This is a genomic window from Pseudomonadales bacterium, from assembly GCA_041395945.1.
Classification (GTDB): domain Bacteria; phylum Pseudomonadota; class Gammaproteobacteria; order Pseudomonadales; family Azotimanducaceae; genus SZUA-309.
Genome location: JAWKZN010000002.1, coordinates 377120 through 390170 on the forward strand (window position 1 = coordinate 377120; position 13051 = coordinate 390170).

13 protein-coding genes and 1 tRNA gene are annotated in these 13051 nt (G+C 60.5%); 8 read left to right on the forward strand and 6 right to left on the reverse strand.

Features of this window, described 5'->3' with window-relative positions; all coding sequences use genetic code 11:
* Positions 1–91: 91 nt before the first annotated feature.
* Positions 92–961 (forward strand): divergent polysaccharide deacetylase family protein, encoded by an 870-nt coding sequence (locus tag R3E82_18430; GenBank protein ID MEZ5552866.1) that lies wholly within the window; start codon positions 92–94, stop codon positions 959–961.
* Here the strand turns inward: R3E82_18430 and hisA are convergent.
* The 3 genes from hisA to R3E82_18445 all read right to left on the reverse strand — a co-directional run bounded on the left by hisA (position 888) and on the right by R3E82_18445 (position 2755).
* Positions 888–1631, reverse strand: a complete 744-nt coding sequence (hisA, locus tag R3E82_18435; protein MEZ5552867.1) for a 1-(5-phosphoribosyl)-5-[(5-phosphoribosylamino)methylideneamino]imidazole-4-carboxamide isomerase — start codon at positions 1629–1631, stop codon at positions 888–890. The genes R3E82_18430 and hisA overlap by 74 nt on opposite strands.
* A gap of 6 nt (positions 1632–1637) precedes the next feature.
* Positions 1638–2246, reverse strand: a complete 609-nt coding sequence (hisB, locus tag R3E82_18440; GenBank protein MEZ5552868.1) for an imidazoleglycerol-phosphate dehydratase HisB — start codon at positions 2244–2246, stop codon at positions 1638–1640.
* Between the two features lie 113 nt (positions 2247–2359).
* Complete coding sequence (locus R3E82_18445; GenBank protein ID MEZ5552869.1) at positions 2360–2755, reverse strand: hypothetical protein; 396 nt, start codon at positions 2753–2755, stop codon at positions 2360–2362.
* Between the two features lie 474 nt (positions 2756–3229).
* Here R3E82_18445 and R3E82_18450 point away from each other — a divergent pair, with 474 nt between their 5' ends.
* The 5 genes from R3E82_18450 (at position 3230) to R3E82_18470 (ending at position 7287) form a co-directional block, all read left to right on the forward strand.
* A complete protein-coding gene (locus R3E82_18450; GenBank protein ID MEZ5552870.1) occupies positions 3230–4804 on the forward strand; it encodes an AsmA family protein in 1575 nt (524 codons plus the stop codon).
* Between the two features lie 37 nt (positions 4805–4841).
* The gene (gene mutY / locus R3E82_18455) at positions 4842–5903 is read left to right on the forward strand and encodes an A/G-specific adenine glycosylase (GenBank protein MEZ5552871.1); all 1062 of its coding nucleotides are present in this window, start codon (positions 4842–4844) and stop codon (positions 5901–5903) included.
* Positions 5900–6172 carry an oxidative damage protection protein gene (locus R3E82_18460; protein MEZ5552872.1) on the forward strand — a complete coding sequence of 91 codons (273 nt, stop codon included), beginning with the start codon at positions 5900–5902 and terminating at the stop codon, positions 6170–6172. The genes mutY and R3E82_18460 overlap by 4 nt, the downstream gene beginning before the upstream one ends.
* Before the next feature lie 7 nt (positions 6173–6179).
* Positions 6180–7079, forward strand: coding sequence for an aminoglycoside phosphotransferase family protein (locus R3E82_18465; protein ID MEZ5552873.1), 900 nt, complete (start codon positions 6180–6182; stop codon positions 7077–7079).
* A 132-nt stretch (positions 7080–7211) separates the two neighbouring features.
* Positions 7212–7287 (forward strand) — tRNA-Phe (locus tag R3E82_18470).
* A gap of 75 nt (positions 7288–7362) precedes the next feature.
* On the opposite strand, the gene R3E82_18475 is transcribed toward R3E82_18470, so the two are convergent.
* Positions 7363–8553, reverse strand: coding sequence for an ISL3 family transposase (locus R3E82_18475; GenBank protein MEZ5552874.1), 1191 nt, complete (start codon positions 8551–8553; stop codon positions 7363–7365).
* Between the two features lie 133 nt (positions 8554–8686).
* Here R3E82_18475 and R3E82_18480 point away from each other — a divergent pair, with 133 nt between their 5' ends.
* Positions 8687–9730 (forward strand): site-specific integrase, encoded by a 1044-nt coding sequence (locus R3E82_18480; GenBank protein MEZ5552875.1) that lies wholly within the window; start codon positions 8687–8689, stop codon positions 9728–9730.
* 113 nt (positions 9731–9843) lie between these two features.
* Positions 9844–10095, forward strand: a complete 252-nt coding sequence (locus tag R3E82_18485; GenBank protein MEZ5552876.1) for a hypothetical protein — start codon at positions 9844–9846, stop codon at positions 10093–10095.
* 828 nt (positions 10096–10923) lie between these two features.
* Here the strand turns inward: R3E82_18485 and R3E82_18490 are convergent.
* On the reverse strand, positions 10924–11826 hold the full coding sequence (locus R3E82_18490) for a nucleotidyl transferase AbiEii/AbiGii toxin family protein (protein ID MEZ5552877.1): 903 nt from the start codon (positions 11824–11826) through the stop codon (positions 10924–10926).
* 2 nt (positions 11827–11828) lie between these two features.
* The gene (locus R3E82_18495; protein ID MEZ5552878.1) at positions 11829–12698 is read right to left on the reverse strand and encodes a type IV toxin-antitoxin system AbiEi family antitoxin domain-containing protein; all 870 of its coding nucleotides are present in this window, start codon (positions 12696–12698) and stop codon (positions 11829–11831) included.
* Positions 12699–13051: the final 353 nt, after the last annotated feature.

Below are 13051 nucleotides of genomic sequence, written 5' to 3' on the forward strand. Positions count from 1 at the left end.
CGCGGATCGAGACCCGGCGCACAGAAAAGCTGGCTTTTCTCAACACCGCTCCGTAACCTCCTGCTCTTAACGGACGACGCGTGCGAATCCATTGCCCAGGCACCCGGTCAGACTACCCGGCCCAGTCTTTCTCTCCCTGGCGCTGTATTGCGCCCTCCTCGCGACTCCGGCCTCCCGGGCCGATGATTCACTCCCCGCCAGCCACTCGAAGACCGCCTATCTGGTGATCGTGATGGACGATCTCGGCTACAACCTGCAACGCGCCGAACAGATTCTCGACCTGCCACATCCGATCACATTCGGTGTACTGCCCCATGCACCACACAGCGCACAGATCTCTGCACGCGCAGCCGGGCATGGCAGGGAAGTGATCCTGCATCAGCCGATGGAGCCGGAAATTTTTTCCCACGCGAGGGTGGAACGCGGCACACTCGAAACCGGCATGACGGCCGAAAAGTTCGACAGCCAACTCAGCGCCGCGCTGGCCCAGGTGCCCGAGGCAGTCGGAGTCAACAATCACACCGGCAGTCGGCTGACCGCGCATCAGGCATCCATGGATCTGCTCATGCCGCTGATCCGCACCCGCGGACTGTTTTTTCTCGACAGCCGCACCACACCCAACACCGTCGCGGAAAATACTGCCCGGGCGTGGCACGTGCCGACGCTGCGGCGCGATGTCTTCCTCGATCATGTGCTGACCCCGGAAGCACTGACAGAGGAATTCGCCCGGGCTCTGGCAGTGGCGCGCCGGCAGGGACATGCGGTGGTGATCGCCCATCCCCACCCACTCACACTGAACTTCCTCGAGCAGCACCTGCAGGCACTGCCTTCCGGCATTGCGCTGACATCACTGCAGGCGCTTGTTGACGGAATCTACGGACGCGCGATTACGCCGCGCGATCGAGCAACGCTTGCCCGGCGCGAAAATCCAGGGTTCCCGAATAGATCGCTCGGCCAGTAATCGCGCCGAACAGTTTTTTCTCCGAGCCTGCAAAGGCTTCCAGCAGCTGGCTCAGGTCTTCGAGACTGGTTACCCCACCCGATGCGATCACCGGAACATCCGTGCTGGACGCCAGCGCCAGGGTCGCCGCCACGTTGACACCACTGAGCATGCCGTCACGAGCAATGTCTGTGTAGACGATGGCAGCGAGATCCAGGCCGGCAACGGCCTGTGCGAAATCGATCGCCTTCACCGTCGAGGAAGCCTCCCATCCCGCAACCGCCAGCAGGCCATCCCGGGCATCGAGGCCGAGGATCAGTCTGCCCGGAAACGCCGCCGCGGCTTCGTTGAGAAATCCCGGGTCTTCCACCGCACGGGTACCGATGATGGCCTGAGCGACGCCGGCGTCCAGATAACCGCGGATCGTCTCGAGATCCCGGATGCCGCCTCCAACCTGCACCGGCACCTCGCCCAGCGCGGCAACTATGCCTTCGATGATGTCCCGGTTACGCGGCGCGCCAGCCACAGCACCGTCGAGATCGACCAGGTGCAGCCGGCGGCAGCCCTGTTCCAGCCAGTGCCGGGCCATGGCGATCGGGTCGTCGGAGAACACGGTCACCTCGTCCATGCGGCCCTGCTTGAGTCGCACACAGCGGCCGTCTTTGAGATCAATCGCGGGAATGAGCAGCACCTGGGGTCAGAGGCTCCCTTTGCTGGAAGGCACCTTCCCGCTCATCCGCGCATCCCGGGTCAGCGCCATGCGCAGCGCCCGGCCGAACGCCTTGAAGATGGTCTCCGCCTGATGGTGGGCATTGTCCCCGCGCAGATTATCGATGTGCACGGTCACCTGAGCGTGATTGACGAACCCCTGGAAGAATTCCCGCAGCAGATCGACATCGAAGTCAGCAATCCGGCCGCGCACATAGTCCACCTTGTAGGTCAGCCCGGGCCTGCCGGAGAGATCCACCACCACCCGGGACAGCGCCTCGTCCAGCGGCACATAGGCATGTCCGTAGCGGGAAATGCCCCGTTTATCGCCGACCGCCCGGGTCAGAGCCTGGCCCAGCACGATGCCGACATCTTCCACCGTGTGATGGGCGTCGACTTCGAGATCGCCGGTGGCTTCTATTTCCAGGTCGATCAGACCGTGGCGCGAGATCTGGGTGAGCATGTGTTCGAAAAAGGGCAGCCCGGTGCTCAGACTGGCCTCGCCACTGCCATCCAGGTTCACCGCCACGGTAATCCTGGTTTCCTGGGTATCGCGACTTACCCTGGCTCTGCGCGGGGCCGCGCGCTCATCAGTCATCATCTATGGCTCTAATGGGGGAGGAAAAAATGCGGCGCAAGTATACTCCAGCGACACCTTAAAAATTTCCGATCTGACGACGTTCTCAGCCATGCCCTGGTCCGGGGAGAGAATCAGAGCCGGTCCAGCAGATTGCCATGGGGCAGATACCGGTTGTCGGAATTCGACCGGATCCAGCGGGTGAGATCCTTCGGGTAGGCGTTCCGGGCCTTCAGTTCCACCGCCAGCGGCACCACGGGGGAGTTCGCGCCCGACTCCCAGCCGGGCAGTTTCTCACCCAGGGTAAAGAGGCGGATCAGCGCCTCGATCCCGGCGTTGTCGAGTCCGCGGGCCGCGGCCTCCCAGTCGGCCCTGCCCTGCCGCACGGCGGGCGCCAGTCGGGCGACCGCCAGCCGATCGAGGCCGAACATCGGTTCATCCAGACGGCCCGCAGCCCGGAGCAATTCCGCCAGCACGGCACCTTCCAGGACTATGGTGTCCCTGGATGGATCAAAAGATTCAACACTCATCGCCGGTATTCCACTCCTTAGGGCTTTCGATCCTACATTCTTATACATAAACGTCCTCATTGTGTGGTGCAATATGCGCGCGGGACTCTGCCAGGAAGGCGGGTATCTCAGGCTAACGGACAGCGATCACGTGGACATTCAGCAGTTATGGACTCCCAGCGCATTTATCAGGGCGAAGACGGTCAATGGTATTTCGGTGTGCGTGGCAATCAGGTGAAAGGACCTTTCCCCACTGAGCACAACGCATCAGTCGCCCTCGACGCCCACATTCGGCAGTGCCGCCGGCACCTCGATACACCGCTCTGGCCGAGCAACTGGAGCCTCTTCAAGCCCCGGCGCAGCGCGACCTCAACACCGAATCACTCATAAGGTGCAGCGGGTATAAGGTTCAGCGGGCTTATCTTCGGCGGATTCAGCTGACCGTCAGCTGCGGGCATCTATAATGCGCCCACTCTTACTCCCCGGTGGACGCTCATGCTCCGTTTTCTTCTGCGTACGATACTCACCCTCGGCATCCTTCTGGCCATCCTCGTGGGGGCCGGTCTGTACTTCCTGCAGGATCCCAACCGCTTCAAGCCCGAGATAGAGGCCCAGATCGAGGCCCAGACCGGGGTGCCGGTGAAAATCGGCGGGGATATTTCCTGGAAGCTCCTGCCACCGATCTCACTCGCCGTGGCGGATGTCAGCGCCCGGCACGAAGGCGCCGACTACAGCCTGGCCACCCTCAAGCTCGATGCGAATCTGCTCAGCGTGATCCGCACCCGGGACATCAATCAGTGGCAGATCGACGCCCTGGTGATCGATGACCTCATCCTGCGTCAGAGCGGCGATATCACCCACATTCACCAGGCCCGGCTCACCGATTTCAGTCCGGGCAGGGCATCGCCCTTCGAGGCGAAACTGACCTTCACCGCCGCGGCCCCGGACGCCGCCGGCGAAGATGCTCGAGCATCCGGCGGCGGCGACGGCACCATTCCTCTGACCGTGAAGGGCAATGTCGCCTACGACCTGGATGAAAGCCGCCTGTCGCTCACCGATACCCGCTTCGACACCGCCTATGACACAACCGAAGCCGCCGGACTCTGTGATCTCGACCTGGTGATGAAGCCTGGCGTGCTGCCCCCGGACGCGGCGGACGCCATCATTCCCCTGACGGTGTGGCGGGGATTCGACTGGACGGGCAGCTGTCTGCTCGACCGGCTGAAGGTTGACGACGAAACCTTCCGCAACGTAGCCGTTACCCTCAAAAACACCGGCGGCAACAGCACCACGGCGCTCAACGCGCCGGAGTTCTTCGGCGGCAGCGCCGGCATCACCATCGACATCAACGCCGCCAGAACACCGGTTGCCTGGAAGATCGTGCCCGATCTGCAGCGGGCGGACAGCCAGGCACTCATGGGCTGGCTCGATCAGCGGCTGAAGTGGATTGCACCGCTGGCCTACAGCGGCGCCATCACCATGACCGGCAACACGGAAGCAGAACTGGTGAATTCGGTGAGCGGCAAGACAACCTTCGATGGCGGCAAGGGGCGCATCGACATCTCCCAGATGAAGCAGCCGGTACTGAATCTCGCCCGGATGCTCAACGACACCCAGCGCGTGGAGCAGTGGCCGGACATGTGGCCTTACGAACGGCTGATCGGCGAGTGGGTGGTCAACGGCAAGACGCACGCCATTGATCTGGCCCTGGACAATCTCACGGCAAAACTGAATGGCGACTACGATCCGCTCACCGACGCGCTGGATATGACAGCCCGGGTGCAGTTTTCCACCCTGCCGGATATCCGCGGCTTCGATGTGAATCCGCTGCTGCGGGATCTGCCCATCCCGGTGAACTGCCGGGGTACCCTGGAAGTACCGGATTGCGCGATCGATCCGAAAGCCTCCCGGGAAATCGTCGCCAGTGTGCTGGCCGGCGAAAAGGGCGACGAAGCGCGGGCCGAGATCAACCGCCAGATCGATGAGAAGGTGCCGGAAGAGTACCGGGAGACCGCCCGCGGATTGCTGGACCTGCTCGGCGGCGGGAAACGCAAGGACCCTCAGGAGTAAGCTTCGAGCGGCTCAGAAGAACGGGATTCCAGTACGCATGGACTCTTTTGCTGCAGATCTGCTCGACTGGTTCGACCAGCACGGACCGCGCGATCTGCCCTGGCAGCGGGAGATCTCGCCCTACCGGGTGTGGATCTCCGAGATCATGCTGCAGCAGACCCAGGTCGCCACGGTGATTCCCTACTTCGAAAAATTCATGACGCGTTTTCCCGATGTGGCCGCACTGGCGGCAGCGCCACTGGACGAGGTACTCCATCACTGGACCGGCCTCGGCTACTACGCCCGTGCGCGTAATCTGCATCGCGCAGCCCGGCAGTTGGTCGCCGAATCCGGCGGCCGCTTCCCGGAGTCTCCCGAGGCACTCGAAACTCTGCCGGGCATCGGTCGCTCCACTGCCGGTGCTATCGCGGCCATCGCCTGGGGAGTGCGTGCCCCCATCCTCGACGGCAATGTGAAGCGCGTGCTCGCCCGCTGTCACGCCATCGACGGTTATCCCGGTGAGGCCGCAACCGCAAAACGTCTCTGGGCCGAGGCGGAAGCGCACACACCCCAGACACGGGTGGGCGATTACACCCAGGCGATCATGGATCTGGGTGCAACGGTGTGTACACGCAGGCGCCCGGCCTGCGACCGCTGCCCGTTCGAGGCGCGCTGCAGGGCACGGAAAAGCGATCGGATCGCTGACTATCCAGGCCGCAGGCAGACAAAGACCAGACCGGTACGCCGGGCGCGGATGTTCCTCTTTCATGACAGCGCCGGTGGCTGCCTGCTCGAACGCCGACCACCCCAGGGCATCTGGGGTGGCTTGTGGACACCTCCGGAGCGGGCAGTCGAGGTATCAGGCGCCGACACGGCGGCGCTGCTCGGCTATGCGCCCTACGAGATCCACGGAGAACGCGCGGCGCCGACCTTTCGCCACACCTTCACCCATTTTCACCTCGATATCGAACCGGTGTATGTCGAGGTCCCCGGACCACCTGCCGCCTGCAGGGACGCAGACCATCTGCGCTGGTATGCGAGAGGCAGCAACGAAGCCATTGGCCTGTCCGCCCCAGCCGTTAAACTGCTCGCCACACTCAAGTCCGCAGCATCTACATGACCCGCACCGTGCATTGCCGTAAATACGGCACCGAACTCGAAGGCCTCAGCGCCCCACCGCTGCCCGGACCACGCGGCCAGGAAATCTACGAAAAGGTTTCGAAAAAGGCCTGGCTCGAATGGCAGGCGCTGCAGACCATGCTCATTAACGAGAAGGCACTCAATCTGCGGGATGCGGACGCACGGAAATACCTGACTACCCAGATGGAGCGCTTCTTCGATAACGAGCCCACCGATCACGCGGTGGGATACGTGCCACCGAAACGTTGATTTATCAATGAGCGTGCAGGTCAGCGCAGGGAAACCCGAGGCCGAAGTCGCCATAGACCTCAATCTGGTGCGCGCGCTGATCGAGGATCAGGCACCCCGGTTCGCCGACCTGCCAATCACACCGCTGACGGAGGGCTGGGACAATCTCATTTATCGGCTCGGAACGGAACTCAGCATCCGCCTGCCGCGCCGCAGGCTCGGCGCTGAATTTATCCGCCACGAACAGCGCTGGCTGCCGCACCTCGCCGCACAGCTGCCCATCCCCGTTTCCGCGCCTGTCCACATCGGCGTACCGGGCCGGGGTTACCCCTGGCACTGGAGCATATTGCCTTGGTTCGACGGGGTCTGCGCCGACGAGCAACCGCCCGCCGCCACCGAGGCCCCCGCATTCGCCCGCTTCCTTAAGGCACTGCATCAACCTGCGCCACCCGATGCTCCGGTCAACGTTTATCGGGGAGTGCCGATCAGCGACCGCTACGAATCGACTGTGGAGAGACTGGAGCGCCTGGGGACTGACCCCGCAGCAACCAGCAGACCACTGCTGCGTTGCTGGGAAGCGGCGCTGGCTGCCGAGCCAGGTCGGGAGTCCCGCTGGCTGCACGGCGATCTGCACGCCCAGAATGTGCTGATCCGGGACGGCCGCATCAGTGCGGTGATCGACTGGGGCGATATCACCGGCGGTGACGTGGCCACCGATCTGGCCGGCATCTGGAGTCTGTTTCCCGAGCGCGAGGCGCGACGTCAGGTACTCGAACTGTACGCGCCCGACCCGGCAACCCTGGCCAGGGCTCAAGGCTGGGCCTTCGTGTTCGGGGTGGTGCTGGTGGATTCCGGTCTGATCAACAGCCCGCGGCATGCAAACCAGGGCCGGCAACTGCTGAAAAGACTGGCTGAGGACGTGAAATGAGTAGTCCTGGACTTAGCGGCCCTTTCGGCTTGCAGTTTGCCCGGCAGGTCGGATAATACGCACCCTTCGCGGGTTGGGACTTCTACCTCAAATAGATCGAGCGTAGAGCGGCACCTCACACCCTTCGATTCCGGCCAGGTAGCTCAGTCGGTAGAGCAGCGGACTGAAAATCCGCGTGTCGGCAGTTCGATTCTGCCCCTGGCCACCAATCAAAACAACGACTTGCGTGGTTCTCGCTTTTAGTCCGGCTCTACCCGATTAATGGGGGATGGGCCGTTGTTCACTAAACCCGGTTGATGATGCCATCCCAGCCGCAGTGGGTTAAGACCCGCAGCCGGTAGTTCTCAAAGTTTCTGAACCCGTAGGCTCTTCTCGACATCATTTCCATCTTGGTGTGGAAGCCCTCGGTGATGCCGTTGCTGCGCGTGAATCGCCACATGGCGACGATGGGTGCAAGCCATGAGGTGAGTGTTTTTGCGAGCCGGTGGAGCGGACTGACGTGGAGCTGCTCAATCAGCGTAAGGAACTCGGGCAACGTGCTTCTGGCTTTCCTGGCGTTCAGTGCTTTCAGCAGCAGGAGGCGGTTCAGCCGCTGCTTGGCATCGTACAGCGCCTTGAGCACGGGCCATTCTCCGAGATAGCTTCTGAGGTTGTCGCGCTGCTCATCGGACAGATACCACTCGTGCCGACGCATCAGACTCAGTAATCCGCGGTTGCTTCGACCCTCGGGATCCTGTTGTTGCCAGACCTTGAGAAAGTGCTGGTTTACCAGCCGGATTACATGGAAGCGATCGGCGACGATCGTGGCCTGGGGGAAGTACCGGCGGGCAATGCTGCGGTAGGTCTCGGACAGATCCATGACGATGACCTTTACCTGATCCCGGCCCGGTAAACGCCTCAGATAGCGTCTTAAGCTCGGTTCAGAGCGTCCGAGTGCCACGTCGAAGACTTTGTGGTTCTTCAGATCCACAAAGCTTGTTGCATACCCTCGTCGGCGGGTGAAGAAGTGTTCATCGATACCCAATACCCGTGGACAGGGGCGGTTCGACATCTCAGAGCACCGTTGCCGACAATGGCTCTGATACCAGCGCTCGACGGTTGCCGCACTGATGCCGTGGGTGCGCGTGATCTTGCGCTGAGTGACGCCGCCATCATGCGCTTCGAACACCTCGAGCCGAAACGCTTCCGACGCTCTGAAGCGCGGCCGAACGCCCTTGAACCGGTGGCAGAAATAGCGCCCGCACTGTGGGCAGTGGTACTTGGGCGACTTCAGGTGCAAGGTCATCACCTGGTTACCCTGACGCGTGTGCTTGAGGGTTCGTTGACGGGTCGCCTTGATCCTCACCCCCTCGTGCTCGCAATGAATGCACGAGGGGCGTCTGGTAGGCCGGGCATAGACCTTGATGCCCTGGTCCCGATCAACCTTCTCGATCTCAAGGTCAGATATGCCTAATATGACTCCTGCGTGGGACATCGGTGGTATCTCCATTAAACGATCTTCGCAAAATCAGTTTAATGAACACCGGTGTCCCCCATTAACGATGAAGAGCCTTTAGTCCGCGTGTCGCTCGGTACACTTTCGGAACACTTGGGTTCCGGATCACGCAGTGGCGACTATCCGCAAAACACCTTCAGCAACCTGGAAAGCCGTGGTGCGCAAGCGCGGCTGGCCGGCAGTCATCAAGACGTTCCGCACCAAACGCGATGCACAGGATTGGGCGCGACGCACCGAGGATGAGATGGTGCACGGGGTCTATATTGATCGCGCCAGCTCAGAGCGGATGCTGCTCAAATCCGCACTGAAGAGATACGCGGCCGAGGTGATCCCCACCAAGCGCCTATCGACAGCCCGACGCGAGAAACCAGCGAGAGACAATCTCAACGCTGTGCTGGGGCACTACAGTCTCGCCGCGCTCTCACCCGACATTGTCGCCGGCTACCGGGATCGGCGCTTGGCTGACGGTCTCTCAGCCAGTACCGTACGACTCGAACTTGCGCTGCTCTCGCACCTGTTCACCGTGGCAATTAAGGAATGGCGTATCGAGCTCGTTTACAACCCGGTAGCCAACATCCGAAAGCCTGCACCGCACCGCGGCCGTGATCGGCGCCTCGGCGCCGAGGAGGAAAAGAAACTACTGGCTGCCTGCGACAAGCACTCCAATCCCATGCTCGGGCAGATTGTGCGGGTTGCTCTCCACACCGGGATGCGCGCAGGTGAGATCCACTCGCTGCGGCGCAGCCAGATTAACCTGCTCAAACGTGTCGTCACGTTGACTGAATCCAAGAATGGATCGACGCGCACCGTACCGCTATCAAATGCAGCCTTAGCGGCGCTTCGAACTGCTCTCGCCAACCCCATACGACCCATCGACACCGACCTGGTGTTCTTCGGTGAACCGGGCCGCGACGGCCAACGTCGTCCATTCGAGTTTCGCCCCGCCTGGTATCGCGCGCTGACTTCGGCGGAAATCTCAGGTTTACGATTCCATGATCTGCGGCATGAGGCCGTATCACGACTTGTGGAGGCTGGGCTCGCCGATCAGGAAGTGGCCGCAATCTCCGGCCACAAATCTATGCAGATGTTGCGTCGATACACACACCTTCGCGCCGAAGATCTTGTGCACCGATTGGATCAATTGGGGGTGCGTTAGCCAGGACTACGGGTGGGAAACCCAGCATAGGATTGTTCGGGTTAATCATGGCTCAGTGATGATTCGATGGGTTCTCCTATGGCTGCACGTACCAGAACCATTAAGGAGATCCTATGCAAGTCACGACAAGTCCAGCGCAAGTCGACCTGGCGACCCAACTCACTGAGCGGTTCGGTCCGCTGCTCACCCAAACGCAGCTGGCCGAACTGCTTGGCCGCTCACCCGGCGGATTGCGCTACAGCCTGTGTTGTCCGAGCGATGCGCGTACGCGGGCGCTCAAGGCGAGCGGTCGCAAAGTCGGCCGTCGCGTGTACTACCCAGCCATAGAGGTGGCGTCCATCATCAGTGGTGGTGATACACAATGATCTGAGCTGTTTTCTTCCACTGATCACACGGTGATCACTCAGAAACGATCAAATTCTGAGCACTACTTCGCCGTGACCATTCGGGCCACCACATCCCTGATGGCAATGCATTCTTCTACAGCACGACCGATTACGTACGGGACTGGCGTATCGTCTGCCCGTGTCACTACCGGCGCAGCGGGTAGTGACGCGGGCGCCAATCCCAGGAACCACGGCGGATTTCGAAGGATTTTCGAAGTGACGGCCGGGTGATGGAGGTAATACGCTCCTACCCACAGACGATTCATCCGCTCGCCACGGCGGTTAACGTGGCAAGGCGTCTCGGATCGTGAAAGACGCTGCGACTTCCCAGTCGCCGATCTATTTTCTGCCCCACGGCCTTCGGCCGATCTTAAGTGGCCTGATGGCTGCGATAACTGCGTCCGCTGCTAGCGCTACCAAACTCGGGCTTTTCTAAACCACGCGAACCTGAGTTCGCACCGACAACCAAGGAGGTCTCTCTACGTTCAACTCAGACCCATCGGGGTCTGCTGGCCTGCGCCGGACAGCTCCCAACAGGGGACCACCGGTGTTGCCTACATCCAGGCACTTTCAGGTTGATGGGAGTCGTGTCCCGTGATCCGCACTGCTCTGCAGGCTGGATTGGCTATGGCCATCCAGTGGATCAAAAACACTTACCGATTGATGAAACACGAAGAAATCTGAACCACCAGCATGAGTAACACAGCGCCACCCAAGAGCAGGGCAGCTCGAATCAATCGCTTGCCTGCAACTTGCGGGAAGCAACCGGCCGTGCACTACCGCACCGCTTCACGCCGCATTGAGTTTCTATGTTTCGGGGAGTTCTGAGCGCAGCATTTCCCAGAGTGCGTTCTCACGCTTATGGGCATCGGAGGCAAGCGCGGCCTCCCCTTCACTCAACTGGGTTAGAAAGGTATAGCCCGTGGTGCATGCCTTCGTTGTCTCTTCTGGGACGATCTTCTCAGCCCTGTTCACGAGATCATTTAGATCTGACCAGTCGAATGAACTGCCATCTTCAAATTTCCCGATCAGCCTTGCAGGGTCGAAGGAGTCTCCCGATTGCCAGACCTTCAGGACAACCAGCCGCCGAATGAGCGCCTGATTGAGCGGCCTCGTTGCGAAGACGCCCAGGTCATAGATGTCGCGCGCCTTATCCCGCTGGTAACACGCCCTGATTTTCTCCGCGATGACTTCTTCCAGGGCGAGACTTGTGATCTCCCTCGGTACAAATGGGAGCTGCGGGAAATAGCTCTGCTCACATTGCGCCAGTGACTGCGTCTCCAAGGTTGGCACCTCCCGCATGCTGACTTGCAGCTTTATCTCGCTGTTACCGCTGGGGTTCCAATCATGTTTGTAGACCGGGGTGATACCCCAGGACAGGTTATCCTGAGTCGTGTAATAGGCGTCATCTTCGAGAGCAAAGGTAATGCCATGAAACGGTTCTTCAAACGCGCTCATCATTTCGAGGATGATGTCGTCTGGCTCATGCTCCCGTATGGCCGTGAAGTCCAGGTCGGTGGAGAAACGCCCCTGACTGCCAAGATGCAACTTTCTTAGACAGGTCCCACCTTTGAACGCCAGTAGGTCGAGTATTCCTTTTTCGCCGAAAAGTTGGAGCACGTAGGTAAGAATGACTTCCTGCTCGGCAATCGTGATGTTGCGCAGGCCGGACTGGCTGGCGTAACGCTGCAATTGGGGCAGCGTGAGCATAGTCAGCGCTCCCTGCTTACTTTGTGACGCTTTGCCAAGCCTGCGCTGTCCGCCAGATCCCTTTCGGAGATGTTCACCCTCAGCTTCCATGCGCTTTGAGTCCCCAGCGTATCCTTCGCCGGAGCCTTCGGCCCGAGTGTAGTAGTGCTACGCCCTTTGCCCGCCGTATCCAGCAACATTGCCCTCAGCTCCGGGGGTATGTCCGCACCGGTGTGATCCACAAGCCAGCCAAATTTGCGAACAAGTGCGATCGAGCCGATCTGGTCCAGATATCCAGCAACTTTTTCCCAATCCATATTCCTGCAAGCACGCGCAAGAATGTAAGCCGCTTCGCTGATGCCACCAGCGAGGTCGGGTCGGTCGATGCAGTCGAGTGCCGTCTTCTCGCGGTCGGACATCATCACCTGATACCCCAGCACGTTGACTGCAGAGAAGCCGAAGAACTTTTTCCGACTCAGATTGACGATGCGCACCTCTGTGTTGAGCAACCGCCGATCTCGTAGATGGAGAGGGGTCACCAGCCAGATCACATTGCGGTGCTGGGTTGTCATCCCATAGTGGCTCGCCGCAGATCCGTATCCGACGTAATACGGGTCCGCTATCTGGCTCGCGAGCGCGAACACATTGCTTTCCCCGAGGGCTTCTGGCCCCTGATCGGGGGGGATAAGCAAATATTTACCCCAGCTCGCCCGCTCCAGCCATCCCTTCTTCCTAAGCGACCGGATAACGTGGTCGGCAGCTTCCGGACTGACCTTCAGGAGATCGATGATGTCTCTCCGCGTGATCTCGCGCGTATTCTGTTCCGCGAGGACCAGGACAACTCGGCTTTCCAGCGCGGATAAGGAACGTATGGGGAATTCTGCGGCTTCCATTGCACGAAACCTATCAAATACCTTTCTTTCGCGAGAAGAATGGATCTATTTCGCTGTTCTTGTCAATCTTCAATTCGCACAAAACAAAGGTTTTCTCTTTGTTTCGTGCAAACCAGCGACAGGAGTAGTGCTGCCGAATTAGTGCGGGGACGCTTGGAGGCAGTGCTTTTTTGAATTGCTCGCCCGCTTATCCTCGCAATTCTAGAGCGTCACTCCACAAATGCACGAATGCTTCCTCGCCCCCTCCAGCCTGCGCTCACCGCCGCCCTGACCGAAAACCCGGCAGAAGCGCTGCTTGGGCCGCGTCAGGTCGGCAAGACCACGCTGGCCCTGAAGGTGGCAGAATGATGGCC

What these genes read in the sequence shown, in the direction of transcription:
- hisB (MEZ5552868.1), bottom strand. Translation starts at nt 2,246, where the DNA reads ATGACTGATGAGCGCGCGGCCCCGCGCAGAGCCAGGGTAAGTCGCGAT.
- R3E82_18445 (MEZ5552869.1), bottom strand. Translation starts at nt 2,755, where the DNA reads ATGAGTGTTGAATCTTTTGATCCATCCAGGGACACCATAGTCCTGGAA.
- R3E82_18450 (MEZ5552870.1), top strand. Translation starts at nt 3,230, where the DNA reads ATGCTCCGTTTTCTTCTGCGTACGATACTCACCCTCGGCATCCTTCTG.
- mutY (MEZ5552871.1), top strand. Translation starts at nt 4,842, where the DNA reads ATGGACTCTTTTGCTGCAGATCTGCTCGACTGGTTCGACCAGCACGGA.
- R3E82_18460 (MEZ5552872.1), top strand. Translation starts at nt 5,900, where the DNA reads ATGACCCGCACCGTGCATTGCCGTAAATACGGCACCGAACTCGAAGGC.
- R3E82_18465 (MEZ5552873.1), top strand. Translation starts at nt 6,180, where the DNA reads ATGAGCGTGCAGGTCAGCGCAGGGAAACCCGAGGCCGAAGTCGCCATA.
- R3E82_18475 (MEZ5552874.1), bottom strand. Translation starts at nt 8,553, where the DNA reads ATGTCCCACGCAGGAGTCATATTAGGCATATCTGACCTTGAGATCGAG.
- R3E82_18485 (MEZ5552876.1), top strand. Translation starts at nt 9,844, where the DNA reads ATGCAAGTCACGACAAGTCCAGCGCAAGTCGACCTGGCGACCCAACTC.
- R3E82_18490 (MEZ5552877.1), bottom strand. Translation starts at nt 11,826, where the DNA reads ATGCTCACGCTGCCCCAATTGCAGCGTTACGCCAGCCAGTCCGGCCTG.
- R3E82_18495 (MEZ5552878.1), bottom strand. Translation starts at nt 12,698, where the DNA reads ATGGAAGCCGCAGAATTCCCCATACGTTCCTTATCCGCGCTGGAAAGC.